The 25,329-nt window shown below is 63.2% G+C and carries 27 protein-coding genes; 15 read left to right on the top strand and 12 right to left on the bottom strand.

The genetic code is table 11. From position 1 onward, the window contains the following. Positions 1-10: 10 nt before the first annotated feature. Positions 11-448, top strand: coding sequence for a GIY-YIG nuclease family protein (locus ACZ9J7_RS12390; protein WP_476209763.1), 438 nt, complete (start codon positions 11-13; stop codon positions 446-448). Between the two features lie 36 nt (positions 449-484). Here the strand turns inward: ACZ9J7_RS12390 and ACZ9J7_RS12385 are convergent, their stop codons facing one another. From ACZ9J7_RS12385 to ACZ9J7_RS12375, 3 genes are all read right to left on the bottom strand, one after another. Then, positions 485-1,228, bottom strand: coding sequence for a hypothetical protein (locus ACZ9J7_RS12385; RefSeq protein WP_476209761.1), 744 nt, complete (start codon positions 1,226-1,228; stop codon positions 485-487). 74 nt (positions 1,229-1,302) lie between these two features. Beyond that, positions 1,303-2,061 (bottom strand): DUF6994 family protein, encoded by a 759-nt coding sequence (locus ACZ9J7_RS12380; protein WP_476209760.1) that lies wholly within the window; start codon positions 2,059-2,061, stop codon positions 1,303-1,305. Between the two features lie 11 nt (positions 2,062-2,072). Continuing rightward, positions 2,073-2,840, bottom strand: a complete 768-nt coding sequence (locus tag ACZ9J7_RS12375; RefSeq protein WP_476209758.1) for a VWA domain-containing protein — start codon at positions 2,838-2,840, stop codon at positions 2,073-2,075. Positions 2,841-3,256: 416 nt separating this feature from the next. On the opposite strand from ACZ9J7_RS12375, the gene ACZ9J7_RS12370 reads away from it, so the two are divergent. The 7 genes from ACZ9J7_RS12370 (at position 3,257) to ACZ9J7_RS12340 (ending at position 9,616) form a co-directional block, all read left to right on the top strand. Further along, positions 3,257-4,354, top strand: coding sequence for a DUF475 domain-containing protein (locus tag ACZ9J7_RS12370; protein ID WP_476209756.1), 1,098 nt, complete (start codon positions 3,257-3,259; stop codon positions 4,352-4,354). A 23-nt stretch (positions 4,355-4,377) separates the two neighbouring features. Beyond that, a complete protein-coding gene (locus tag ACZ9J7_RS12365) occupies positions 4,378-4,968 on the top strand; it encodes a TerD family protein (RefSeq protein WP_476209754.1) in 591 nt (196 codons plus the stop codon). Between the two features lie 27 nt (positions 4,969-4,995). Then, complete coding sequence (locus ACZ9J7_RS12360; RefSeq protein WP_255174704.1) at positions 4,996-5,577, top strand: TerD family protein; 582 nt, start codon at positions 4,996-4,998, stop codon at positions 5,575-5,577. Between the two features lie 102 nt (positions 5,578-5,679). Continuing rightward, complete coding sequence (locus tag ACZ9J7_RS12355) at positions 5,680-6,873, top strand: toxic anion resistance protein (protein ID WP_476209751.1); 1,194 nt, start codon at positions 5,680-5,682, stop codon at positions 6,871-6,873. A 96-nt stretch (positions 6,874-6,969) separates the two neighbouring features. After that, a complete protein-coding gene (locus tag ACZ9J7_RS12350; RefSeq protein ID WP_476209749.1) occupies positions 6,970-7,413 on the top strand; it encodes a hypothetical protein in 444 nt (147 codons plus the stop codon). Then, the gene (locus ACZ9J7_RS12345; RefSeq protein WP_476209747.1) at positions 7,414-7,965 is read left to right on the top strand and encodes a TerD family protein; all 552 of its coding nucleotides are present in this window, start codon (positions 7,414-7,416) and stop codon (positions 7,963-7,965) included. A gap of 901 nt (positions 7,966-8,866) precedes the next feature. Further along, positions 8,867-9,616, top strand: a complete 750-nt coding sequence (locus ACZ9J7_RS12340) for an SDR family oxidoreductase (protein WP_476209745.1) — start codon at positions 8,867-8,869, stop codon at positions 9,614-9,616. A gap of 19 nt (positions 9,617-9,635) precedes the next feature. Here the strand turns inward: ACZ9J7_RS12340 and ACZ9J7_RS12335 are convergent, their stop codons facing one another. From ACZ9J7_RS12335 to ACZ9J7_RS12305, 7 genes are read right to left on the bottom strand one after another with little or no spacing between them, the layout of a single operon-like run. Next, a complete protein-coding gene (locus tag ACZ9J7_RS12335; protein ID WP_159632689.1) occupies positions 9,636-10,736 on the bottom strand; it encodes an oxidoreductase in 1,101 nt (366 codons plus the stop codon). After that, a complete protein-coding gene (locus ACZ9J7_RS12330) occupies positions 10,729-11,067 on the bottom strand; it encodes a hypothetical protein (protein ID WP_476209743.1) in 339 nt (112 codons plus the stop codon). Before ACZ9J7_RS12330 ends, ACZ9J7_RS12335 begins: the two co-directional genes overlap by 8 nt. A 41-nt stretch (positions 11,068-11,108) precedes the next feature. Next, on the bottom strand, positions 11,109-11,849 hold the full coding sequence (locus tag ACZ9J7_RS12325; RefSeq protein WP_476209741.1) for an SDR family NAD(P)-dependent oxidoreductase: 741 nt from the start codon (positions 11,847-11,849) through the stop codon (positions 11,109-11,111). 38 nt (positions 11,850-11,887) lie between these two features. After that, positions 11,888-12,655 carry an SDR family NAD(P)-dependent oxidoreductase gene (locus ACZ9J7_RS12320; protein WP_476209739.1) on the bottom strand — a complete coding sequence of 256 codons (768 nt, stop codon included), beginning with the start codon at positions 12,653-12,655 and terminating at the stop codon, positions 11,888-11,890. Then, positions 12,642-14,033: an MFS transporter gene (locus tag ACZ9J7_RS12315; protein ID WP_476209737.1), complete on the bottom strand. Its 1,392-nt coding sequence runs from the start codon at positions 14,031-14,033 to the stop codon at positions 12,642-12,644. Before ACZ9J7_RS12315 ends, ACZ9J7_RS12320 begins: the two co-directional genes overlap by 14 nt. Further along, positions 14,030-14,920: a polysaccharide deacetylase family protein gene (locus tag ACZ9J7_RS12310; RefSeq protein ID WP_224025290.1), complete on the bottom strand. Its 891-nt coding sequence runs from the start codon at positions 14,918-14,920 to the stop codon at positions 14,030-14,032. Before ACZ9J7_RS12310 ends, ACZ9J7_RS12315 begins: the two co-directional genes overlap by 4 nt. Positions 14,921-14,964: 44 nt before the next feature. Beyond that, a complete protein-coding gene (locus tag ACZ9J7_RS12305; protein WP_476209735.1) occupies positions 14,965-15,984 on the bottom strand; it encodes an asparaginase in 1,020 nt (339 codons plus the stop codon). Positions 15,985-16,251: 267 nt separating this feature from the next. Here ACZ9J7_RS12305 and ACZ9J7_RS12300 point away from each other — a divergent pair, with 267 nt between their 5' ends. Continuing rightward, positions 16,252-17,307 carry a LacI family DNA-binding transcriptional regulator gene (locus ACZ9J7_RS12300; RefSeq protein ID WP_476209734.1) on the top strand — a complete coding sequence of 352 codons (1,056 nt, stop codon included), beginning with the start codon at positions 16,252-16,254 and terminating at the stop codon, positions 17,305-17,307. Here the strand turns inward: ACZ9J7_RS12300 and ACZ9J7_RS12295 are convergent. Then, on the bottom strand, positions 17,304-18,749 hold the full coding sequence (locus ACZ9J7_RS12295) for a PucR family transcriptional regulator (protein WP_476209732.1): 1,446 nt from the start codon (positions 18,747-18,749) through the stop codon (positions 17,304-17,306). The two genes, ACZ9J7_RS12300 and ACZ9J7_RS12295, sit on opposite strands and share 4 nt — an antisense overlap. A 100-nt stretch (positions 18,750-18,849) precedes the next feature. Between ACZ9J7_RS12295 and pxpA the strand changes: the two genes are divergently transcribed. From pxpA to ACZ9J7_RS12270, 5 genes are read left to right on the top strand one after another with little or no spacing between them, the layout of a single operon-like run. Then, positions 18,850-19,614 (top strand): 5-oxoprolinase subunit PxpA, encoded by a 765-nt coding sequence (gene pxpA, locus ACZ9J7_RS12290; RefSeq protein WP_476209730.1) that lies wholly within the window; start codon positions 18,850-18,852, stop codon positions 19,612-19,614. 13 nt (positions 19,615-19,627) lie between these two features. Continuing rightward, a complete protein-coding gene (locus ACZ9J7_RS12285) occupies positions 19,628-19,867 on the top strand; it encodes an acetyl-CoA carboxylase (protein ID WP_018770516.1) in 240 nt (79 codons plus the stop codon). A gap of 9 nt (positions 19,868-19,876) precedes the next feature. Then, on the top strand, positions 19,877-21,226 hold the full coding sequence (locus ACZ9J7_RS12280; protein WP_476209727.1) for an acetyl-CoA carboxylase biotin carboxylase subunit: 1,350 nt from the start codon (positions 19,877-19,879) through the stop codon (positions 21,224-21,226). Beyond that, entirely contained in the window at positions 21,223-22,128 is a 906-nt protein-coding gene (locus ACZ9J7_RS12275; protein ID WP_476209725.1) for a 5-oxoprolinase subunit B family protein, read from the top strand. Before ACZ9J7_RS12280 ends, ACZ9J7_RS12275 begins: the two co-directional genes overlap by 4 nt. Beyond that, positions 22,118-23,104 carry a 5-oxoprolinase subunit C family protein gene (locus tag ACZ9J7_RS12270; RefSeq protein ID WP_476209722.1) on the top strand — a complete coding sequence of 329 codons (987 nt, stop codon included), beginning with the start codon at positions 22,118-22,120 and terminating at the stop codon, positions 23,102-23,104. Before ACZ9J7_RS12275 ends, ACZ9J7_RS12270 begins: the two co-directional genes overlap by 11 nt. Before the next feature lie 94 nt (positions 23,105-23,198). On the opposite strand, the gene ACZ9J7_RS12265 is transcribed toward ACZ9J7_RS12270, so the two are convergent. Continuing rightward, entirely contained in the window at positions 23,199-23,606 is a 408-nt protein-coding gene (locus tag ACZ9J7_RS12265; protein ID WP_476209720.1) for a nuclear transport factor 2 family protein, read from the bottom strand. Between the two features lie 319 nt (positions 23,607-23,925). Here ACZ9J7_RS12265 and ACZ9J7_RS12260 point away from each other — a divergent pair, with 319 nt between their 5' ends. Further along, positions 23,926-25,212: a hypothetical protein gene (locus ACZ9J7_RS12260; protein ID WP_476209719.1), complete on the top strand. Its 1,287-nt coding sequence runs from the start codon at positions 23,926-23,928 to the stop codon at positions 25,210-25,212. Positions 25,213-25,329 lie beyond the last annotated feature (117 nt).

The raw sequence follows: 25,329 nt of genomic DNA, 5'->3' as shown, positions 1-25,329 counted from the left end.
GGAAGCCAGCATGCCAAACAGGAAGGACCCCGGAAAGATTTGGCACGATAGCCTACTAAAAGTAGATGCACGCAAGTTGCCGATTCCATCCCGCGAGGTGCCTGCTGAGCCCGGAGTGTACGTCTGGTTCCGGGAGGGTCAGCCTCTTTATGTAGGCAAAGCGTTAGGCACCAATGGGCTGCGAGGCCGACTGAGGTCCCATTTCGATCAGGGCACCGACTTCAGCCGCAGCACTCTCAGGGCAAGCATTGCTGCCGCTGAATTGGGTATTCCCCGATCTGTCGTGCGCCAGCGCCCGAGTGTGATGACCCCGGAGCAAACTGCCGTAGCCAACGAGTGGCTTGCGGGATGCGAAGTGGGATGGCTCGTCTGCGGTAGCGCCAGAGAAGCTCATGATTTAGAGGATGCGCTGCGCGCTGAATGGTTGCCACCGCTAAATCTCATCTGACAATGTTTGTTGGTTGGGCACTCCGCACGGCAGGGCTCAAGCATGCCAAGCGATCGCGTTCCGTATGAATGAAGCAACGCGCTGTACGGAAGCGTGGGCAGAATAGTGCCCCGCGTCGTACTTGACTGCCGCTTCGCGAACGCGTTCATCCAGGTCCGGCCAGGATATCCAGCAAAAGACCTCCTGAATCCGCTCCATAAGTTCCGATTCGGAAGGAAGCGCTGGGTCACCAAGGCGCTCTAGGACGGGGCCAAGGAACCGACCAACAGCTTCCGCAATTCCGAGTTGGCCATTCCCCTTGACACGGATGGGCGGTGCGACACCCAAAAGCAGGAGCAGTGGGACAGCACCTTCGGCTCGAGACATGAGAGTGATGTACTCGCGGGCCAGTTGTTCGGGCTGAAAACTGCCATATCGAATCCGTTTGGCTTCAACCAAGGTGTATGTGCTCGGAGTCTTGAAGATGGCGTCGGGCTGAACCGCCAGCTTTGGCTTACCGCCGCTTGCACTGGGGCTGAAGTCACCCGGCAGGAAGTGCATTTGCAGTTCCTCCACCTCTGCGGCAAGTTTGCTGCGCGCGGCGTCGGCCCCGGACGCCGCGCCGACAACGGCAGCGAGGAATTCGGTTCTGGGCAAGAAATCCAGTCCGATCAGCACTTCCGCGGTGAGGACATTTTCGCGACCTTGCCCGCCGGCGCGATAGTCTTTGGCTTTCTCCCAAGATATTTCTTCGAGAAGCTTTCCCACGATTGAACTGGACGCGGTGGATGAAGTTTCCAAGAGTTCTCCTTCGAGGCCAAAGTGATGTTTCCGGAGACACGAAATCGGCCAGTCGCAGTAGCCGGACGGGAACGCTATTCGCAGACCTCAATTTGAGGGCAGTTTTCGGTGACCCATTTGGCCATCCGGCGTCCGCGCCCTGCGATGAAATTCAGCGAGGCCTCCCGGTACGTGACATATTCCGCCGTTGTCGCCGGAGTTCCTGGTCGCCTGAAGTTGTCGAACGGAAGGAAGAACTCGACCTCGTCGAAGCCAGGAGTAACCAGGTCCTGGAAATGGAAGAACTCCACAAACTCCTGAAACCCGTCGAAAAGTTCGAAAAAATCAGCGTAGGCAGCGATGACATCTGCGAGCGGGCTGTCCGACTCCCCCGCGTAGTGACGCCGAATGCATTCAAGGGTGAGGTCGATGCGGTCAGCGATGCGCGGGCGCAACCCCCGTGCCGTGTTCATCGTGGGAAGGTCCCTCGACCTGACAGGCCAAATCATCGCACTGCCGATGCTGTACTCCGGGTGCAGATAACGAGACTTCTGTTCCGAGTCCAGACCGGCGACAGCGCTAACCAGAGCCTTCGGACGTAGCCAGGTGCTGTAGGAGTTCGTGATGGCGTCGCTGCCGTACCAGTGGCTGACCCCGGAAGGATCGGTAAAGATTAGGTAGCCGTTCCGACGCACGGACGGTGCTATCGGGGCGAACAGGATGCCGGAGTTCAACTTCTTCGTCCACAGCAGCTGATGATGCATCCGGAGGCTAGGGCTATCCCTGTCGGCGTCCGGCTTGGTCTTCGCTGGCTTGTCGGATTTGTAGTCGAAGGAAGTGTCAAAGTGACCCATACTGGGAGTCCTCATCTAAGCAGCCGCTTGGCACGTGCTTCATCGAGCCACTCCGGGAACTCTTGCAACATCTTCTTGAACAGCAGGCTGTCGCTGATTGCATCAACGTCTCCGATGGGCTCGTAGTTGGCGTTATCCACGAAGCGTTGCTTCATGTCATCCAGTTTTTCGAGGAATGCGATCGACCTCCTGCCAATTGACAGGAACTTCCAAAAGATCGGTGCCGTGGAAACTTCCGTCAGGGCCTGGATGGCAGCATCCTTGCTGTCTGGGGCACCATCTGTCAGGAACAGCGCGAAGACAGGGATGTCGGAAGGTGAAGCTGTTGGGTTTCCTACCGCGGCCGGTCCTTTGAGCAGACCGAACAAACCCCTTTTCGGAAGGGGCTGGGGCGCGAAACCAAAATGCTCCCTGACAGTGAGGAACGCATGCGCGTAGTTGGTACTACCCATGCTCCGACCGCGGGTGAGGCGGTCAACCGAACCAGGAAAATCACCGATGCTGATCTCACCCAAGTAGGAGGCCTTGGTGTCGAAAACGAAGAAATCGATGGCCCCGTCGTCGTCGAACTGTGTGGCCAAGGCCAGCACTTTTTCTACCAGGCGTTGCATGGCACCGGACCTGTAAACCGCTGCCATTGAGCCCGAGAAGTCGAGAACTACCGCAACCTTTGCTTTCTGCCCGTTGAGACCGGAGGTATCGACAGCTTCATACGCTGTCTTAGCCAGAGAAAGAAGACCGGGCGCCTCGGTGCTGATTTTTTCGAGGGAAAGGGCCATGACAAATCCTTTTTTTGATTCGGAAACACCGCTGCGGTCATTCCCGGCATGATCAAAGCTTTATGAGTGGATGCAACCGGAATCTATCTCATCCGTGCAAGTAGCCAACTCAAGATGCACGTTCGTTCCTAGCAGCACGATTTGACATTACACGCTAAATATTCTCGTGGTCGCCCCAAACACAAATTTTTTTCGGCAACAGCGAGACTTAGTAAGTAGCCTGATATTGATCCTCAAGTTTCCATCAAGGACCACCAAAGATTGTCCCAGTTCTAACAAAGGAAGCGGAAATCAGCATGACTGGGAAGCGAACCGTTGGCTACGATCGTGATTCAAGTCGGGGGGACTTACTCACTCCCGTAAGTCCGTGGTCATTTCGCTAACGAATAGACCCACAAATGGGGAGTTAGACAACCTTGCTGGTACGTACTTTTGGATGGTCATTTGGGGTGACCGCAACCGCCTTGGTTGTAGCCTTCGTTTATGGAGGTCCCCACGCTCTTGTTCTCTGCCTGATCCTCGGCATTCTGGAAATCAGCCTTAGCTTCGACAACGCCGTCGTAAATGCACGGATTCTTGAGCGGATGAATCCTTTTTGGCAGCGGATGTTCCTGACCGTAGGTATCGTGATTGCAGTCTTCGGTATGCGGGTGCTTTTCCCTCTTCTGATTGTCGGTGTCACAGCGCACCTGAATCCCGTTGAAGCCGTAAACCTCGCCCTCCAGAAGGGTGATCCGCAGACGCCCGGCACTTACGGGTACCTGCTGCATGAGGCACACCCTCAAATCGCGGCTTTCGGAGGCCTGTTCCTGCTGATGATCTTCCTTGATTTCATTTTCGAGGAGCGGGACCTGAAATGGATCAAGGTGCTGGAAGTCCCCCTGGCGCGGTTCGGCAAGCTGGAGGGGGCATCGATGGTCACAGCACTGGCCGTCCTCACCATCGCCGGCTTCCTTGCTGGAGACAAACAAGGAATCGTGCTGCTGGCGGGACTTCTCGGCATCATCACCTACATGCTCGTGAACGGGCTTGGCAATCTCTTCGACGTCGACGAGGACGAAGCTGAGGATGCGTCAGCAGCGGCCCGGCCGCGTGGCGTCGCGGGACGGGTCGCCGGCAAGGCAGCGCTGATGCTCTTCCTATACCTCGAGGTCATCGACGCTTCCTTCTCCTTCGATGGCGTTATCGGTGCTTTTGCCATAACGGCCGACCCCGTAATCATTGCCCTCGGGCTGGGGCTCATCGGAGCAATGTTCGTGCGCTCGCTGACTGTGTACCTGGTCCGGGAAGGAACCTTGGACGAGTTTGAATTCCTGGATCATGGTGCGCACTGGGCAATCGGCGCCTTGGCCATCATTCTGATGGTTACCATTACCGCCCCGGTCAATGAAGTGATCACAGGTCTAATTGGGGTCGTCTTTATCGGAGCGGCTTTTGCCGGCTCGGTCCTTCGGAATCGAAAGGTCCCGACATCCGATTCCGCACCCGAAACACTTTCATCCACATCTGTTTAGAAGGAAATGACAGGAGTACAACAATGGGGTTGAGCTTGCAAAAGGGGCAGACACTGTCGCTCATCAAGCAAAATGGCGAGTCCCTAACTCATATCCGCCTTGGGCTTGGATGGGACGCGGCAGCACCTGCCAAACGCGGCTTTTTCGGTCGATCTAAAACCACGGAAATCGATTTGGACGCTTCAGCAATCCTTTACGACGCCGACAGGAAACCACTGGACGTGGTCTACTTCCAGCAACTCAAGAGCAAAGATGGCTCCATACAGCACACTGGGGACAACCTGACGGGTGAAGGCGAAGGAGACGACGAATCCATTCTCGTGAATCTTCCCGCGGTATCTCCGACTGTCCAACACATCGTGTTCGTCATTACCAGCTACAGTCAGCAGACCTTCGACATGATCCAGAATGCCTTCTGCAGGGTCATCGACGATTCGGTTGCCGGCAGCCCGGAAGTGGCTCACTACCGGCTCAACGAGTCTGGCCACTTCACCGCCATGGTCATGGCTAAAGTTTCCCGCTCCCAGGGCGCATGGGTTTTTCAGGCCATCGGTAGCCCAGCCAATGGCAAGACAGCATTCGACGTCGTTCGGCCCGCAGCCGCAACGCTTTAGTATCCGGAACAGATTAAGGAGACAAAATTGGCAACTCTGACCCTGAGTAAAGGAAGCAACCTCTCGCTAACCAAGGCCGACCCGCAGCTTCGCCGCGCAATGATCGGCCTCGGGTGGGACCCACGGACCACTGCTGGGGAGCAATTCGACCTGGACGCGTCGGCATTGCTGGTCACCGCGAGCGGGAAAGTCCGCTCAAACGATGACTTCATCTTCTACAACCAGCTGTCCTCAAAGGACGGCTCCGTTGTCCATCAAGGCGATAACCGCACCGGCGAGGGAGAAGGCGACGACGAGCAGATACTGATCGACCTGAGCCTGGTACCAGCCGAGATCGAAAAGATTGTCATCGTTGTGTCGATTGACCAAGCGGACGTTCGCCGCCAGAACTTTGGCCAGGTCCGGGACGCATTCTGCCGTGTGGTCAACGAGGACACGAATAGCGAGATCGTCCGCTACGACCTGACCGAGGATGCCGCAGCCGAGACGTGCATGATTTTTGCCGAGCTGTACCGCAACAGCGGCGATTGGAAGTTCAGGGCCGTGGGCCAGGGCTACGCCACAGGCCTTCGTGGAATCGCAACAGATTTCGGCATCGGTCTGGACTGAGTTTCTTGGGTTCCCCGGCAGCCGCTGTGGCTGTCGGGGAGCCACAGCACGTCATCTTTCATAGGCCTCTCCTTCGGCTTCTTCAACTCACAAAGGATCATCATGAGTATTCAACTCACCCCGCCGGACGCCGCAGACGATGCCCTTCTTCTGAAGGCTCCGAAGGAACCGGAAATAGTCAGGGAAGACGCCGCCGCGGCCATGATCCCGGTCGCACCCGAGCGGCAGGCTGAGATCAACATTCAGGCGAAGGCATTCATCGCCGAAGTTGCTGCGCTAAATCCAGCCAGCCCCGAATACACCAGCAAGATCGACGGAATCGACCGCCTTGGCGGACAGCAATTGGTCGCTTCCGCCAACACGTCCAATCGGCTTTTGGAACGTTCATCAACGTCTGTGGCGGGTGCCAAGAAGACAGGCAACAGCGCCCAACTGTATGTGGCGACCACATTGGGTGAGTTGCGGAGCACCGTAGAGGATCTGACGCCGAACCGAGCTGACCTCAGCACAGGTCGCAAGATCCTTGGAATCCTCCCCGGCGGAAACAAGTTGGTTAAGTACTTTCAGAGGTACCAATCCTCCCAGCAGCAGATCAACAACATCACAAAGGCCCTGCTGGCCGGGCAAGATGAACTTCGAAAGGACAACGCAAGCCTCGCCCAGGAGAAAACCCTTCTGTGGGAGACGATGCAAGGCCTCAGTGAATATGCTGTGTTCGCAAAAGCGTTGGACGACGCAACAGTGGCGAAGCTAGAAACCATGAGGAACAACGGCCAGGTCGAGGACTCCGTCAAACTGGAGTCCGACGTACTCTTCCCGATTCGTCAGCGTCACCAGGACATCCTGACCCAGCTGGCAGTTTCCGTTCAGGCCTACCTGGCGATCGACATGATCCGCAAGAACAACGCAGAACTCATCAAGGGCGTCGAACGAGCCCGGACTACTACTCTGTCCGCACTTCGCACTGCCGTTATCGTTGCGGAGGCGCTGGCGAATCAAAAGCTCGTACTGGACCAAATTGATGCCCTGAATACAACGACTAACAATATGATCCTGAGAACCAGCGAGATGCTAAAGGAACAGACCGGCCGGATTCACCAGCAGGCCGCCAGCTCCGGAGTCAGCGTCGAGACCCTTCAGCGGGCTTTTGACAATGTCTTCCAGACGATCGACGCAATCGACACCTTCCGCTCGGAGGCAAACAAGAGCATGGAAGGAACCGTACGCGCTCTTGAGTCCGGCATCGAACGGGCCAAGCCTTACCTCGAACGCGTAAGGCAGCAAGAGGGGAACTGATGCTCCAGTCCAGCAATACCTATCTCCAAAATGGCTAGCAGGCTCTTCGGTTCACTGTTCGGCTTTGGCTCCGCACAGGACCCGAGGCCGGAACACTTGCTCATCAGCGACGAGAAAGAGGACGAGTTGAGTGCCGCCGAGGAGTCGCTCAACTCGTTGGCCACCGAGCTGCGGAGAAGCGGTGCTGAGTTACCAACTGTGGCTTACTCGCAATTTGCCCAGATCACAGATCTACTGCGTGCACTCGTCGAGCATGCCGGGAAGATCGGATCCACAGTTGAACAGCGAGTCCTCTTGGCCGCGATGTTGACTGATTACTTGCCCACCTCCATGCGAACGTATCTAACCCTTCCGACTTTCAGCCGGGCTCTGGATTCCTCCGAAACCGGACTGCTGCTTGAACAATTGGCAACGTTGCATGCGGCAGCCTCCACTCTTGAAAGTGAGATACGCAGCGGTTCCTCTACCGAATTAGCAATTCATGGCCGGTTCCTGCAAGATAAATTCGATATAGGCAGTCTGCTCCTGGAGGGTGATTAGATGGCCTCCATGGCTCCCGGCAGTAACGCAGCACTGACTGCAGAAAATCCAAACGTTCAAAAGGCGCTGGTCGGATTCGGGTGGTCGTTGGTCCCGAGCCGCGGCCCGCAGCCGGAACTCGTCCCACTTGCGATAATGTGCGGCCCCGACGGACGAGCCATTTCGGACGAACACCTTGTGTTTTTCAACCAGCTGTCGACGCCGGACGACGGCCTCCACTTCGTCGGTTCTGATGACGTTGAACAAATCGACGTTGACCTCCAAAAGGTACCCGAGCCGGTGAGAAAGATTGTCTTCATCGTCTACGTCGATCCAGAGGTTAGAGGGCTCGGGACATTTGCCGCCGTGAAGAGCGCGTATATTCGAGTCGCGGACCAGGAAAGCCGAGAACTCGTACGCTTTGATATTCCTTTGGCTGACCAATCACAGGTCCGGGCGATGTTGTTCGGTGAGCTCTATCGGCATGGAGGCGGCTGGAAATTTCGTGCCGTTGGGCAGGGCTACCTGAATGGGCTGTCGGGCCTCGCGACGGACTTCAAAGTGACTCTTTAGCATGGCACCTCCGTCGAGGGCTCCTCGCCCGGACATCACCTACATCACTCGGCGCAAGCGGCGCATGCCGTCTGTACCGGCTGCAGGGACGAACCAAACTACTGCGGCAAGACCTGACAACAATATGGTTAGTCGCTCCTCACTTCATTTGGAGAGGGAACCGCAGGGTGAACCGACAACCGAAGCCTCAAAGCATGCCAGCCAACCTCCCAAAACCCTGGCTTCTCGGCTGTTTTCTGCACCTGCCATCGAGGAAGTCGGCCATCTCTCGGCGAAAAACCCGGTGGTGCGGCTCAATTCACGCCAGTCCGGCATCGGAACGCTTCAGGTAGCTGGTGCAGGTGCCGTGGCCTGGGAAGACAATGACCTGATAACTGGCGCTGAGACTCTCCGCGGAGCTATTGTCGGGAGCCGTCTCGAAACAGCAGGAAACCGGCCCTTGGCTGGGTTCCATGGGGGCTCCGTAGCCATCGCCCTACGCCACGTTAGGCATCTCAGGCGTATCCTCGTCATACCTGCGGAGGGGCCCCTGGTTGTCACGACATTTGGAGGGTCCGGCATCGCAGTCCATCCCCTCAGCTCGACCGGACAACGAGGCCTCTTGTACATCTCGCAGATAGACGGCCTGCTTGAGCTACGCGCGGAGTACACGGCACACGAGAACCACGACGACATTTGGGCGGAGTTCGGTTTCCAGATGACGCTGCCAGTGTCCGCACCTGCAGGTGCCGGAGGCTACCCGCCAGGGCGCGGTACCTATTAGGGCGCATGGACGCCGACCTGCGCAGGTTATCTGCATGCACCCATCCAAGCATCCTGCGCCGAGCTCTCCCCGCGAAGCCAAACGGGCCGCTTCCTAATCCCCGATCTTTTGTCGTAGGTCCGGCTTAGGATTTCTTCCATGAGGATTGCCGTTGCAGGGGGAACCGGTACAGTGGGCCGCCACGTTGTGGCCATCGCCAGGGAGCGTGGGCACCACGTGGTCAGCCTCAGCCGCGCGGAGGGCGTGGACCTGGTCAACGGGCGCGGCCTGGATCAGGCACTCCAAAATGTCGAGACCGTCATCGATGTCTCCGGCATCCAGGCCATGTCCACCAAGAAAGCCGTGGATTACTTCACCAACGCCACCCAGAACCTGCTGGCGGCCGGGAAGAAAGCTGGCGTAACGCACCATGTGGCGCTGTCCATTGTGGGCATCGACAAAGCCAATTCAGGACTGTACGCCGGGAAGCTGGTGCAGGAGGACGAAGTCAGGCACGGCGGCATTCCCTGGACCCTCCTCCGGTCCACCCAGTTCCACGAGTTCGTACCGATGTCCATCAAGACCGCATCAGTGGGCCCGCTGGTCTTCGTTCCCACGATGATTACACAGCCGGTGGCGGCAAAGGAGGTGGCCGCGGCCCTGGTGGACGCTGCCGAGGCCGGCCCGCAGGGACGCCTTCCGGACCTCGGCGGCCCGCGGACCGAACAGCTGAAAAGCCTGGTCGCGGCCTACCTCGCCAAGACGCAGCAGAAGAAACGAATCGTTCCGCTGCCCCTTCCCGGCCCCATGGGCAAGGCCATGCGCAACGGCTCCCTGATCCCGGCGCCGGGATCCGCCGTCGGACGCCAAACGTTTCTGGAGTGGCTCGACGCCATCGACGGCGCCTAAGAGCCGGCGCTCCCCCGGCCTACCCGTCCTCCAACTCCCAGTCCTTGACGTCCGCCAAAGGAGCGAAGACGGCGGGGTCGAGCTCCCCGAATTCCAGGTTGTTGCGGACAAGGTGCGGCCAGTTCCGGTTGGCCAAGGCCCCCTTGCCCAACGCCACAACGTCCGCTGAACCGTCCGCCAGCATGGACACCGCGGTATCCGGATCGTCGAGCTTGCCATTGGCGATCACCGGCACCCCGGAGTACCGCTTGGCCAGCCCAGCCAGGGTCTCCTCCGCATCCGCGAACGCCGGCTCGGCGGCCCGGTACTCAGTGGTGTGGACAAAATCGATCCCCGTGGCGCCCAGGGTGCCGAAAATGACCTCCGCTTCCGCCACTCCCCCGCTCCACTTGTGCTCGGTGTCGCTGACCTTGGACTGGGAGACGCGGATCCCCACCGTCATGCCCGGGCCAACCGCCTCGCGGACGTCGTGGCAGATTTCAGCGGCAAGCCGCACCCTGTTTTCCGCTGACCCGCCGTAGCGGTCGTCGCGCTGGTTCAGGTAGTCCGTGAGGAACTGGTCCAGCAGGTAACCGTTGGCACCGTGGATCTCCACGCCGTCGAACCCGGCCTGCTGCGCCCGCAGCGCCGCCGTGACGAACCCGTCCCGGACCTCTTTCATCTGGGACAATGTGATCGCGGAAGGAACAGGATACGGACCTTCGCCGCGGTAAAACCCCAGCTGCTCCCCCTTCGGTGCCACCGCCGATGGCCCCACCGAGGAAGTCACATACCGGTTCCCCTGGCTCTGCGCCCCCGCATGCATCAGCTGCGCGAAGATCTTCGAGCCCGCCGCGTGCACGCCGTCCACCACGTCCGCCCAGGACCGGGCCTGCTCCTCCGTGGCGATGCCCGGCTGGAAGTGGTAGCCCTGGCTGTGGGCGGTGTCCGGGTAGATGCCTTCCGTGATCAGCAGCCCGAAACCCCCGCGGGCGAACGTCCGGTAGTAGGACGCCATCCTCTCCGTGGCATGCCCGTCCTCGGTGGCGCTGATCCGCGTCATGGGAGCCAACGCCACCCGGTTCTCAAGCTCGGTGGTACCGATCCGGATGGGTGACCAGAGCGGGGTGTATTCAGTCATGCAGAATCTCCTTGTGTTTGGGGTACGGCAGCAGCCCGGCCGCCCGGGCGGGCAGGCCCGCGTTGGCCGGGTCCGCCGCGTACGCCTGCCGGCGCCTTCGCAGCCGGTCCAGAACGGACGCGTCGGTGAAACAGCCGAGCACGGCGCTCCACAGTTCTTCGACGGTCTGGCACTGTTTGGAGGCCCCGGCGGGGCCGGTCATCAGCCAGCCGTCCTTAAGTGCGGTGACTTTCGGGGCGCCCGGGAGGCCGGTGCAGACGGCGTTGACCGTGGCTGCCACGATCAGGTGTTGCCGCATGGTCCGCACCGGTCCCAGGGCAGGGTCCGCCACGGTGGTCCTTCCGCAGGCACCGCACATGTTGTTCCCTTTCCTTACGGCATCACGTCGCCGGAGTTAGGCCCCAGCGTCTGTCCGACGAACAGGTTTCCGCCGGGGTCGCTGGCGAGCAGGACGGCGGCGGGGGCGACTTCCGCCGGCGTCCCGAAGCGGCCCAGCGGAAGCTCGGCGCGCTTTGCGGCTTTCCAGCTTTCCGAGATGCCCTCCACCAGCGGCGTCTCGATGGGGCCCGGGGCGATGCAATTGACCAGCACGTTGTCCGCCGCCGTTTCCAGGGCAAGTGCTTTGGAAAGGCCCACGACGCCGGCTTTGGCCGCACTGTAATGCGTCAGCCCAACACCGCCCTTGATGGCCAGCTGGGAGGCGATGTTGATGATGCGGCCCCACTTGCGCTGCCGCATCTCCCCCACCACCTCCCGGCAGCACAGGAACACGCCGGTCAGGTCCACCGTGAGGGTCTCGTTCCACATGGCCAGGGACATGTCCTCCAGCGGCGACTCCGTCAGCAGGCCCGCACTGTTGACCAGGACGTCGATGCCGCCCAGCGTCTCGCGGGCCTCGGAGAAGGCCGCCCGCACGCTGGCTTCATCAGCCACGTCCACGCGGATGGCACCGTCCCCGCCGGCGCGGTCCAGCACCGCCACCCGGTCCCCGTTGGCCAGGAAGGCCTCGGCGATGGCTTTCCCGATCCCGCTGGAACCGCCGGTGACCACCACCCGGCGGCCGTTTCCGGCCTGGGCGTTTCCGGAAGCTTGGTCAGCAGTCGATGTGTTCATGGTGTCCTTTCGTTGTGAGGCGGGCTGTCAGGGCGCCGTCAGGCGCGCATCTTCACGGTGAGGCCGCCGTCAACCACCAGCGCCTGCCCGCTGATGTAGCGGGAGTCGTCGGAGGTGAGGAACCCGATCACGCTGGCCACCTCCTCCGGCTTGCCCACCCGGCCCCAGGGGATGTCATTCCCGGCCCGCTGCAGCCCCTCGGGTCCCAGCGAATTCACCGGGTCCAGGGACTGCGGGGTCTCAATAAGGCCGGGAATCACGGCGTTCGCCCTGATCTGCCGCGGGCCCAGTTCCACGGCCACGCTGCGGACCAGGCCCAGCACCCCTGCCTTGGCCGCGGCATAGTGGGCGTGTTCCTCCCACCCGTACACCCCGCCGGCGATGGACGAGACCGCAACCAGCGCGCCGCCGTCGGTCATTCTCTCCGCCCCTGCACGCAGCGTGCGCAGCACGCCGGTGAGGTCCACGTTGAGCATGTCGTGCCAGCGCTCATCGGTCATCTCCCCCAGCGGGGAATTCCGGAGGATGCCGGCGTTGGCGATGGCGTAGTCCAGCCGGCCGTACTCGTCCACGGCCCGCTGAGCCAAGGCATCCACGGACGCGGTGGTACGGACATCCACCTCGTGGATCACCGCCTCACCGTTCGCCTCCTTGACCAGCCGGAGGGTTTCCTCCGGATCGTGGGGATCGCCCGGGAAGGTGCCGATGACGGACACCACCCCCTGGCGGGCGTAGTGGACGGCGAGGGCTCGGCCGATGCCGCTGGCGGCACCAGTGATGATGGCGACTCTGTTAGGCGACGTCATGGGGGTGGTCCTCCATCAGGGCTTCAGCAGGGGGCTTGGCGGCGATCATCAGGAGCCCGGAGACCAGGGTGCCCAGGGCGCCGACCCACAGGGCTGCGCTGCCGGTGCCGCTCCCCGCGGCGATGGCGGTGAAGATGGCGCCGCCGATGATGGTTCCGGGCTGGCTCATGGCACCGATGAACGCGGTTCCGGTAGCCCGGCAGCTCACCGGGTAGCACTCGGCCATGAAGTACTGGATGGCCGCGTACGGGCCCACCAGGAAGAACAGGCCGGCGCCGTAGGTCAGGATGATGGTGAACGGGTCGCTGGCCAGCGGGCTGAGCATGATGGCGAAGGAAATGCCGGAGAGGATCCAGCCGCCGATGATGGTCCGCTTGCGGCCGATCTTGTCACCCAGCCAGCCGTGGAAGACGTAGCCGAAGTAGGCCAGCAGGTTGATGACGATCAGCATCCAGAACGCGTCGGAGAGTTCCACGCCCTTGGCGTTCTTGAGCACGGAGCTGCCCAGGACGCTGAAGATGGTGATACCGAAGAAGTTCACAATCCAGGCGATGGAGAACACGGTGGTGTTCCGGCGCAGGTGCGGCTCCCAGATGCGCTTGAGCGGCGCTGCCGAGGAGTGCTCGACGCCGTACGCGTGGGCCAGGGAGTGCGCGTCTTCGGTCTTTCCGTGCTTCTCGAGCTCGGTCAGCTTGTGGTGCAGTTCGAACTGGGGCGTTTCCTTGAGCTTCCGGGCGATGACCCAGACGATCACGGCGGCCGGGACGGTGGCCATCAGGTAGAGGGCGCGCCAGCCGAGGGAGGGCAGGAAGGCCAGGGCCAGTGCGCTGGCCAGCAGGAAGCCGAGCGGCCAGCCGCCCTGGATGAAGGAGTAGTGGAAACCGGGGCGCTTGCGCTTGTCCGCGACTTCGGTGACCTGGTAGACCTCGTTCATGTAGGTGGCGTTCACGGCCTGCTCGGAGAATCCGAGGCCGCCGAACGAACGGACCACCACCAGCATGGCGTTGCTGAAGAACGGGATCCCCGTGGGGATCAGTGCCGTGAGGCCGGAGACGACGGCGGTCCCGCCAATGGTGGTCATCATGCCTTTGCGGCGGCCCAGGCGGTCAATGACCGGCCCGATGCCGAAGCAGACGATGGCGGTGCCGACAGCAATCCAGGTGTTGATGGCGTACGCCTCAGGGGCAGACCAGCCGAATTCCTGCTGCATGGCCGGCAGCAGGGTGCCGAACAGGCCGTAGTCGAAGACGGCCACGGTCCAGGCCAGCAGGGCAAGCACGGTGGCGGTGGTGGTGTGGCGCTTGGAAAAGACCGGGAAGCGGCGCTTCTCGTCCGGGCGGGGCTGCGACAGGTCGACAACCGGTTCTTGGATGCTCATGACTTGTTGTCCTTACGGGGGCTGCGTGCTAGGAAGGAATCGGCGATCTGGTCAAAGGTGCACCAGGTGACGCCCTCATGGGAGTTGATGTGTTCGATGAGCCGCTCGAGCATGAGGAGCACCTGCGGGCGGCCGGAGACGTCCGGGTGGATGGTCATGGTGAAGACGGCCTGGTCCATTTCGCGGTAGACCCAGTCGAACTGGTCCCGCCACATCTCTTCGATGTCGCGGGGGTTGACGAACCCGTGCGAGTTCGGGGATGCCTTGATGAACATCATGGGAGGCAGGTCATCGAGGTACCAGTTGGCCGGGATTTCCACCAGGTCGGTTTCCTGCCCGCGCTTCAACGGCTCCATCCAGGTCTGGGCGTCCTTGGTGTAGTCGATCTTCTTCCAGGAGTCCCCTACCCGGACGTAGTACGGCTCGAAGTCCCGGTGCATCAGGGAGTGGTCATACTTGATGCCGCGCTCCAGGAGGATCTCGTTGGTGACGGGCGAGAATTCCCACCACGGCGCAACGTAGCCGGTGGGCCGGCGGCCGGACACCTTTTCGATCAGTTCGATCGCACGGTCCAGGATGGCGGTCTCCTGCTCCCGGGTCATGGCGATGGGGTTCTCGTGGGAATATCCGTGCACCCCGATCTCGTGCCCGGCATCCACGATCATCTGGGTCAGTTCCGGGAAGGTTTCGATGGAGTGGCCCGGCACGAACCAGGTGGCCGGGAGGTTGTATTTCTGGAACAACCGGATCAGCCGGGGTCCGCCGACTTCACCGCTGAACAGGCCGCGGCTGATGTCGCACGGGGAGTCCTCTCCTCCGTAGGAGCCGAGCATGCCTGCCACTGCGTCTACGTCCACGCCGAAGGCGACTTGAATGTCCTTAGCCATGAGATTTTCCTTTCAATTCGTTCAAAACCGGGGTGTTCTGGGTGTCAGGCGGAAGGTTCAGGGGGCCTCCCTCGTTGGGCAAAAATTTCGGTGATCCGGTCCCGGTCAGGATTGATCCTGAGCAGGAGGCTGAGCAGGATCAGCGACTGTGACGGCCGGAGGTGGCCGGAGCTGATGGCACCGGCAACGCGCAGGTCTTCGCCACCGCCGCCGGCCCCGTAGATGGGCACCACCGGTCCCGCGTCCACGCGGGTGCTGGTGACCACCACGGCGCCGGACGCGACGGCGGCGGCGACCTCTGCGCAGAGGCTGGCATTTGCGTTGCCGCTTCCGGTTCCTTGCAGGACGATGCCTTCCGCTCCTGCTTCAAGGGCGGCATGCATCAGGGTGGAGTCGGCGCCGGGGTAGGCGGCAACGAGGTCCACCCGCGGAGAGCCGCCGCCCGGCTGGGGCAGGGGCAGGGCTTCGAGCCTGGTGCCGCTGCCGGCCAGGGCGACTTCTCCCTGGGCTGATACCTGGCCAAGTACCCCAAAATCTGGGTTTGCAAAGGCATCGAGCCGAAGAGTTTGGCTCTTCCGGACGCCGGCGGCGCGGAAGATCGTGCCCGCAAATTGCACCATCACGCCCTTGCCCCGCCCGTCCTTCGAACCGGCGACGGCGATGGCCCGGGCCAGGTTGTCCGGCCCGTCGGGAGCGTCGGAGTCAGCTGCCCGCTGCGAGCCGGTGAACACCACCGGCCGCTCGTCCGTGTGCGTCAGGTCCGCGAGGTAGGCGGTCTCCTCCATGGTGTCCGTGCCGTGGGTGACTACCACCCCCAGGACGTTGGGGTCCTTGAGGACTTCCTGGATGGTGGCGCAGATCCTCAGCATGTCGTCGAACGTCAGGAGGTAGGACCCCTTCTGGAATACGTCGAGCACCCGGACGGGGTGGGACACCCGCGGGCCGAGGGCTTTGAACACCTGCTCGCCGGTATCGGAGGCGACCGCGCCGCCGGCCTGGGAAGAACGCGACGAGATGGTGCCTCCGGTAGCCAGCAGCACGACGTGGGAGTCGGTAACAGTCATTTCAGCTCCGGTGGTTTGCTGCGCAATCCGCAACCCAATCGATTGGGTAACTTTCCGCAGAACGGGCATTTGCGATGGACACGAGGGGCGGCGCCGGGGGTGGGGGTGCCGGGGAAGGTTCGGGATGCGCAACTACCCAAACGTTTGGGTAGCGCTGATGAACGACTATAGGATGTGAAGCGGATCACGTCAAGGGTTGCCTTGGTGCCCTTCCGGGCACCGCGGGCGGACCTGGGCTACAGTGGCCCCGGTGGGCAGGAGAAGGACATGAAAGAAAAGGCCGACGGCGGCGGAACAGTCACGCTGAAGGATTTGGCCCGGGAGCTGGGCGTCCATCCGTCCACCGTCTCCAGGGTCCTGCACTCCGGTTCCGACGTGGCCAAGGGAGCGGCCTCTGCCGCCACCGCCGAACGCGTCCGTGAACTGGCCCGCAAGCTCGGCTACTCCCCCGATCCCCAGGCCGCCAGCCTCCGCACCCGCCGCACCAAACTGCTCGGCGTCATCGTCCCCCGCCTTTCGGACCTGGTCCTGGCCATCATGTACGAGGGCATCGACGAAGCCTCAGCCGAGGTGGGGTACTCCGCGTTCGTAATGAACTCCCGCGATGACCCCGACGAACAGCGGCGGAAGATCGACCTCATGCTGGCCCGGCGGGTGGACGGCCTGATCATTGGCGACGCCCACCTTGAGGGCAGCCTCTTGCAGGAACTGACCGACCGGAAGGTCCCGTTCGTGCTAATGAACCGCCGGGTGCCCGGCTACCCATCCGCCACCTGCGACGACGTCGTGGGCGGCGAACTTGTGGCCACCCACCTGTGGGAGATGGGCCACCGGCAGGTCGCGGTGATTGCCGGCGAACCCTACGCAAGCACCGCCGTCGACCGCACCGCCGGGTTCCTGGACCGCTGGCGGTCGCTGGGCGGCACCATCTCCGACGATGATGTGGTGTGGTCCAGGTTCGACACCGCCGGCGGCCGGGAGGCCGGGGAAGCGATCCTCGCCAGCGGCAGGCCGCGCCCCACCGCCATCTTCGCGGTCAACGATTTCGCCGCCATTGGAGCGATGGGGGCCTTGCGCTCCCACGGCCTCACGGTGGGTGGGGACGTGGCCGTGGTGGGCTACAACGACACCTCCCTGGCTGCCGAACTTCCCATTCCGCTGACCTCCGTCCACTCCCCGATGGCGGATATTGGACGGACGGCGGTGCAGCTGATCCAGGCCGTGCTCAGGGGTGAAAAACCCGAGCCCGAACAGTTGAAGCCCACGCTGTGCGTCCGGGAAAGCAGCGCCGCCAGGGCGGCGGCGGGAGTTGCCGCAAACTAGGTTCCAGCACCCACAACCTTCAACGCCAGCAGGCAGGTGGCGCGGACTTCGCCGTCGTTCAGGTCAACGTGCAGGAGCTCCTCGATCCTGCGCAGCCTGTACGTCAGGGTGTTGCGGTGGATGAAGAGCTCCGTGCAGGTTACGCGGGTATTCCCGCTGTGCCGCAGATACGTCTCAAGCGTTTCGCGCAGGGCCGTGCCGCCGTCGGACATCAACGGGGCCAGCAGGCGCCGGGACATTCCCGCCAGTCCCGGCCCGGGCAGGCCCTCCACCACGCCGGCAAGGTCCGCGACCGGCGCCTGGTGGAGCCCCGGCTCCCCTACCCGCCGCCGGGCCAGCTGCAGCACCAGCGGCAGTTCGTCCAGGTTTGCGCACCCGGAGACGACGGCGGACAGTTCCGGCGGGTCCTGGAAATACTTCCGGACGGCATCCATCAGCTCCGCCCCGGCTTCCGTGCGCTGCACCAGCAAGGTGGTCAGGCCGGCCTCCTCCATGAACCGCACCGTGCTGTACTCGGCCTGCAGGCCCACGCGCACCCGCCAGGCGATGGTCCTCAGCTTGGCCGGTGCAACCTCCCCTGCGCCGCCGATCAGCACGGCGCCCCACTCGCCGTCCGGCTCGAATCCGGCCTCCACGGCGTAGCGCTGCAGGGCCGTCGTCGGCGTTCCCTTGGCGTCGTAGAGCGCCTCCATGAACCTCGCGGCTTCCCGCGAATGCAGCGGTGAGCGGGAGCCAAGGGTGTAGCTCAGCTGCATGGCAATCACGGCAGCCACCGGCCCCAACAGTGGCTGCAGCACCACGTTGCTCTTGATCCCCTCGATGGCCAGCCTGAAGCGGAGGACTCCGCCGCTGGGCAGGCTGAGGGTGGTCCGGGCCGTTCCGCCGCCGGCTGTTCCTGCGGACATCAGTTCAAAGCCGTTGCGGTCGAGAACGGCCACCCGCGCCTGGACCGCGGTGGCCACCCGCTCCAGTACCTGCGCCAGTGAATGGCCACCCGCAGCCAGCCGCGTACACTCGTCCGCCAACTCCCACCCGGCGCGCAGCTCGGCATACCGTTCGGCCGCGATCAGCTGGTCCACATGCCGCATCACCAGGACGAACGGCACCTCCGGAGGCAGCTCAAGCAACGGAAGGCCGTGGGCTTCGCAGGCTTTCACCAGACCGGCCGGCAGTTCGCGGTGCGCCGCCCCCAGTCCGAAAACCAGCCCCGACACGGGCACGGACATCAGGCGCTCAACGTAGGCATCCCAGATGCGGTAGTCCCTGACGTTGAGGCCCATCCCGTTGGTCAGCAGCAGCGCGTTGACGCTAAGGAAAGGCGTGGGGTCCATGTGCTCGGTGGGCGCGCACCAGGCGATGGGCCGGGTCAGGCGTCCGGGACTTCCCGGCACGGCAAGGCGGATGTTCAGCGCGGGATCCGCGGCGAGATCGGCAACACGCATGGCAAGCCCTCCTGGTTAGTGCAAAAAGCATAATCCGCGTGGCCATATTCGGCGATCCGCCCAATTCCGGCCCGGTCCCCGCCTCTGTACCGTTGCCTGCATGCAAAAAAACGTGACGGAAACCACGCCTGCCCAGGTGCTCCTGAATTCGGACATGGGTGAAGGCTTCGGCCTGCACGAGTTCGGCAACGACGCCGCACTCATGGAAATCATCGACGTCGCCAACGTCGCCTGCGGCTACCACGCAGGGGACCCGGACGTCATGAACCGGACGGTGGCCCTCGCCGCCGAACATGGTGTGGCCGTGGGCGCCCACCCCGGGCTCCCCGATCCCATGGGGTTCGGCCGCCGCCGCATGGTGCTCACCCCCGAGGAGGTCGAGTCCATCATCCTCTACCAAACCGGGGCGCTGACTGCCTTCCTGGCGAAGAACGGGCTGTCCCTGAACCACATCAAACCCCACGGCGCGCTCTACGGCATGCTCGCCGGCGACGAAGACCTCATGCAGGCGGCGGCCGGAACCGCCAAACAGTTCGGTGTTCCGTTCTACGGCCTGGCCGGGACCGCCCATGAATCCGTGTGCCGCGCCATGGGCGTGGACTTCGTTGCGGAGCTCTACGTGGACCTCAACTACGGCCCCGGCGGCGAGCTCCTCATCCAGCGACGCCCCGCACCCACCGACCCGGACGCCGCCGCGGAACGCGTCAGCCGGGCTGTGGCAGGCGGGCCCGTGCCCGCCGTCGACGGCACTCCCCTGAACATCGCCTTCCAGAGCATCTGCGTCCACTCGGATGCACCCAACGCCGTCGCCGTCGCCTCCGCCGTCCGCAAGGCACTCGACTCATCCCGATCCACCCACTCCTGAAAGCGAGCAGCACATGGCCACGATCGTTTCACCCCTTCCCGGAGTCTTCTACCGCAAGCCCGGGCCGGGCAAACCCCCGTTCGCCAACGAAGGCGACACCATCGAAGTCGGCCAGACCATCGGCATCGTGGAAATCATGAAGCAGTTCACCGAGATCCAGTCCGACGTCGCCGGGACCCTGGAATCCTTTGAAGTCAACGAAGGCGACATGGTCAACCCGGGCGACTCCATCGTCGTCATCCGGGAAGGATAAAGGCAGCCCATGAAACTGTTCATCGCAAACCGCGGCGAGATCGCCGTGCGGATCGCCCGGACCGCCCGCGAGATGGGCATCGAAACCGTCTTGGGGGTCAGCGAGCCCGACGCGGAATCACTGGCCGCCCGGACAGCCGACCACTACGTGGTGGTGGGCCCGGCCCAGGCGGCCGCCAGCTACCTGAACCAGGACGCCCTGGTCGCCGCGGCAATCGAGCAGGGGTGCGACGCCGTGCACCCGGGCTACGGTTTCCTCTCGGAGAACGCCGGCTTCGCCGGGAAGGTGGCAGAGGCCGGCCTCACCTGGGTGGGCCCGAACGCGGACACCATCGCCATGATGGGCAACAAATCCCTGGCCCGGGAAGCGGCAGCCAAGGCCGGCGTCCCCGTGCTCAAGGGGTCTGACGGCCCTCTTGATCCGGAGGCCGACGCCGTCGACATCGCTCGTGCCATCGGATACCCGCTGGTGGTGAAGGCTTCCGCCGGCGGCGGCGGCCGGGGCATCCGGTTCGTGCACGACGAAAGCGAGCTCCTGGAAACCATCGAGATGGCCAGGGGCGAGGCCGCCGCCGTCTTCGGCGACCCCACCGTCTACCTGGAACGGTTCGTGGAGCATGCCCGCCACGTGGAGGTGCAGGTCCTGGGCGACGGGACCAACTTCATGCACCTCGGAGACCGCGACTGTTCCATGCAGCGCCGATCCCAGAAAGTACTCGAGGAAGCCCCCGCCCCCAACCTCCCGGACTCCGTCCGTGCCACCATCCGGGAATCCTCCGTGGCCCTTGCCCGTCAGTGCGGCTACCACGGAGCGGGCACCGTGGAGTTCCTGTACGACCCCGTCAACCACGAAGCCGCATTCATTGAAATGAACACGCGCATCCAGGTGGAACACCCCATCACCGAGCAGATCACCGGCGTGGACCTGGTCCGCGAGCAGCTCCTCATTGCCTCCACCGGAGCCATGACCATTTCCCAGGATGACGTGCACTTCAACGGCCACGCCATCGAATGCCGCATCAACGCGGAAGACCCCAACCACCACTTCTTCCCCAGCCCGGGAACCATCCGGTCCCTGGACTGGCCATCGGGCGACGGCATCCGGGTGGACACCGGGGTGGAAGAAGGCTCGGTGGTGAGCCCCTACTACGACTCCCTCCTCGCCAAACTGGCAGTCCACGCCCCGGACCGGGATGCCGCCATCGCGGCCACCCTGGCGGCTTTGGAGGCAACACACATCGAAGGGGTCAAGACCACCGTCCCCGTCCACCTGGCCTTGCTGGCGCGGCCTGAATTCGCCGAGGTCAGCCACCACTCCAAGTTCATTGAAACCGCAGCCGACCTCATGGGGGCGAAATGACCACCGAAGCCGCCGTCCTCCCGGGTGCGCGCTACACCTGGGGCGGGGACGAATTCCTGTTCGTGGAAGTCTCCGAAGCGATGAGCCTGCCCGCGAACTTCAAGGTCATGTCCATCGCCGGCAGGCTCTCCGACGCCGGGCTCCCGGGAATCGTGGACATCTGCCCGGCCAACGCATCCCTGCTGGTGCGCTTCGATCCGGACGTCCTGCCTCCTGAGCAGTTGGAAACTGCCGTGCGCGACATCGAGCGGGACCTGACGTCCCACCAGGAACGGGCACTGGAGACCCGGATCGTTGAAGTCCCCGTCTGGTACGAGGACCCGTTCACCGCGGAAGTGGCACAGCGGTTCCGCGAAGGGTTCCACCAGGAGCCCGAAGGCAGCGACATCGACTACGCGGCCAAGGTCAACCACCTCAAGGACGCCGCGGAGTTCATCCAGCGGCACCACGAACAGCCGTGGCTGGTGTCCATGGTCGGTTTCGTGGCCGGGCTGCCGTTCCTGTTCCAGCTGGTGGACCGCGAGAAGCAGCTGGAGGTCCCGAAGTACCTGAGCCCGCGGACTGACACCCCCAAGCTGACCGTGGGGCACGGCGGATGCTTCGGCTGCATCTATTCCGTCCGGGGTGCCGGCGGGTACCAGATGTTCGGCGTGGCCGCTGCGCCCATCTTCGACCCCGACCAGGCCCTGGCGGACTTCAAGGACTTCATGGTGTTCTTCCGCCCCGGGGACATCGTGAAGTTCAAACCGGTCACGGAGGCGGAATACAACGCCATCCAGGCGGAGATCTCCGCCGGCACCTTCCGCTACCGGCAGGCGCCGGTGACCTTCGAGCTGTCCAGGGCGCTGGCCGACCCGGAAGGCTACAACCGTGAACTCATGGAGGCCCTCAATGGCATTTGAAATTGGAAACCCGGGCCTGGCCACCACGGTCCAGGACCAGGGGCGAACGGGCCACTACAACGTGGGCATCCCGCAAAGCGGTTCCATGGACCAGTACTCGGCCGAGCTGGGAAACGCGTTGGTGGGAAACACGGCACGGGAAGCGGTCCTGGAGTGCACCTACCTGGGCCCGGTGCTGACCACGGACAGCGACGCCGTCATCGCCGTCACCGGCGCCCCTGTTGAGGTCAAGGTCAACGGGGAGCCGCGGCCCCAGTGGAGCCGCCTGCTGCTGAAGGCCGGGGACCAGCTTTCCTTCGGCGTGATCCAGGGCGGCACCCGCTACTACATCGCGGTCCAGGGCGGCATCGACGTCCCGGAGGTGCTCGGCAGCCGGTCCACATACAGCCTGGGCGCCATCGGCGGGTTCAAAGGCCGCAAGCTCGAGGCGGGCGACGTTGTCCCCGTGGGCGCTCCCCTCAATGGCGGAAAACTCCCCCAAGCGGAAAGCGTCCCGGATGAATTCCGGCCTGTTTTCGCCAAGGAGCAGGAAGTCCGGATCGTGCTGGGGTTGTACGACCACCGCCTCACCGACGAAGGCCTGGGCAATCTCCTCAACGAGGAGTGGAAAGTGACTCCCGTGGCCGACCGGATGGGTCTTCGCTACTCCGGACCGGGGGTGAAATGGAAGGAGCGCGAACAGCCGTTCGGTGCCGGCTCGGACCCTTCCAACATCGTGGATGCGGGGTATGCCGTGGGATCCATCCAGATTCCCGGTGGCACCCAGCCGATCATCCTGCACCGCGATGCCGTCTCCGGCGGCGGCTACGCGATGGTGGGCACCGTGATCAGCGCCGATATGGACCTGGTGGCCCGGGCGGCGCCTGGAACGGCGACCCGGTTTGCCGCTGTCAGCCTGGCTGATGCCCTGGCGGCCCGCAGGGACCTTGCCGAACGCCGGAACAAGGCTTGGGCGGCACTGGGCGCCAACCGCTGACGGGCAGCGGCGGGTCCTCTGCAAGGGGGCCCGCCGCTCCTGGCTATTAGGAGCTGGGCCGCCCCCCGAACTGAGCACCCCTGGCGTCAGGCAGCTAAGGGGCAGGAGGCGGCGGGTCTGCAGGCTGGTCAGCGCGCCAGGGTGTCCGCCACTCCGCAGCATCCCAGCCGTCCATGATGTAGATGCGCTCATGCGCGACCCGGTTGTCCCGGAATTCCAGAAGGTTGACGGTGTACATCCAAGGAGCACCGTCGTAGCTGATCAGGTTTTCGACAACCACCAGGTCATCGCGATGGGTGATTCGTCGGGTATGGAACTTGAGTTTGGCCGGATACTGAGGCCGCCATTCGCGGAAATTCTGCACCCCTTCGAACCGTTCTCCGGACTGCGGAAATTCAAGCACCGCGTCGTCGTGATAGATCTCGTGGGCCACATCCTCATCGATACCGGAGTGGTCCCAGTGACGCCGCAGCGCGTCCATAAGGTCTGCATCGTCGAGCATCTGCACCTCCCGGGCCGGAATCAGATGCTAACTCCGGACGCCGGGCATGACAATGGACCATTGGTCCCGGCGCCGGGATCCGTCGGTCGGATGCCAGACATTCCAGGAGTGGCTCGAAACCATCGACGCCCCGTAAAGCTGATGCTCGCCACCCGGGTAGGGGTTTCTTTGCATCCGCCATCGACTACCTAAGGCTCTCCCCTGGTGGCTCCCCTTTTTGGCAACCCTGCAATCCGGGCCCCCAGCGGACGTATGGTGATCCCGCCGGCAGGTGATGAAACGGCCCCGGTGCCACTGACGTACGTCAAAGGGGACTGTTATGCGCCCGCTCCGCCTCTTCATCGCCCTCCTCCTCGCGGCCGCCGGCGCAGTGGCGCTCCCCGTCGCCGCCCAGGCGGCCGACGTCGGAATTCCTGGTCCCTCATTCGCCGCTGACGGCGTCCGGACCCCGACGGCGGACAAGGCCCAGAGCAAGCTCTGGTTCCAGGATGGGAGCTGGTGGGGGCTGCTCTGGAGCGAGACCGCACATGCAACAACCATCCACCGGCTCGACGTCGCGACGCAGACATGGCAGGAGGCCGCGACGGTCGTCGATGCGCGGCAGACGGCACGCGGTGACGCCCTCTGGGACGCAACGGAAGGCAAGCTCTACGTCGTATCGAGCACGACGGTTCGCTCGGAATGGAACTCGGCACCGTCCCAGCAGGCGGTGACGTCCGGGTCCGCGGAGCTGCACCGGTTCAGCTGTGACGCGTTGGCCAAGACCTATACGCAGGATGCAGGATTCCCCGTCACCCTGCACGCCGGCAGCACAGAATCGATAACCGTAGCCAAGGACTCCCTCGGCAAGCTGTGGGTCACCTACACCACGGTGTCGGCCGACAACAGCAACCGCGTCTACGTCAACCACTCAACCACCAGCGACACGGCGTGGGGCACCCCGTTCGTCCTGCCGACCACCAACGCCCAGGTGAACTACGACGACATCTCCGCCGTCACGTCATTCCAGGGCGACAAGATCGGCATCATGTGGAGCAACCAGCGGCCGGGGCAAAAGAAGTTCTATTTCGCCATCCACCAGGACGGCCAGCCAGAGGACTCGTGGCAGACGGAGGTGGCCTACGGCGGGGGCAAGAACTGCACCGGCGGCTGCGCCAACGATCACCTCAACCTCAGGCAACTGGCCAGCGACGGCAGCGGCCGCCTCTTCGCAGCGATCAAAACCGCCAACAGGAAGGTAGGCCAAACGCTGGTGGCGGTGCTGGTGCGCGATGCCCGGGGCAACTGGAGCAGCGCCGAGTTTGGTGCCGTGGAGGACCTCCACACCAAGCCGATGGTCATGATCGATGAAGAGCACAGCGAAATCTGGATGTTTGCGGTGGCCCCCGAAGAGGGTGGAACCATCTATTACAAGGAGTCGCCGATCGACAACGTTTCCTTCGCACCCGGTGCCGGCACCCCCATCATCAGCAGCGGTACCGACACGGACATCAACGACCCGACGTCAACGAAACAAAACGTCAGCAGCCAGACGGGCCTGGTGGTGCTGGCCTCCTCGAGGCAGAACGCCAGGAATTGGCACGCCTACGTCGATCTTGCGCAGTAGCCCCGATCCCGGCATTTAGGTAGCCAGGTTCTCCAGAGAAGGGTGTCGCGTTTCATCCTTTAGGTAGAGCGGTCGCAATCCGTTGGCAGTACCCTCTTCTCAAGGCGACGACAGTCA

This window comes from Pseudarthrobacter sp. TE9888 (genome assembly GCF_056279345.1).
The sequence above is the reverse complement of the archived record's forward strand: the minus strand, read 5'-3'. Positions and strand labels throughout refer to the sequence as shown.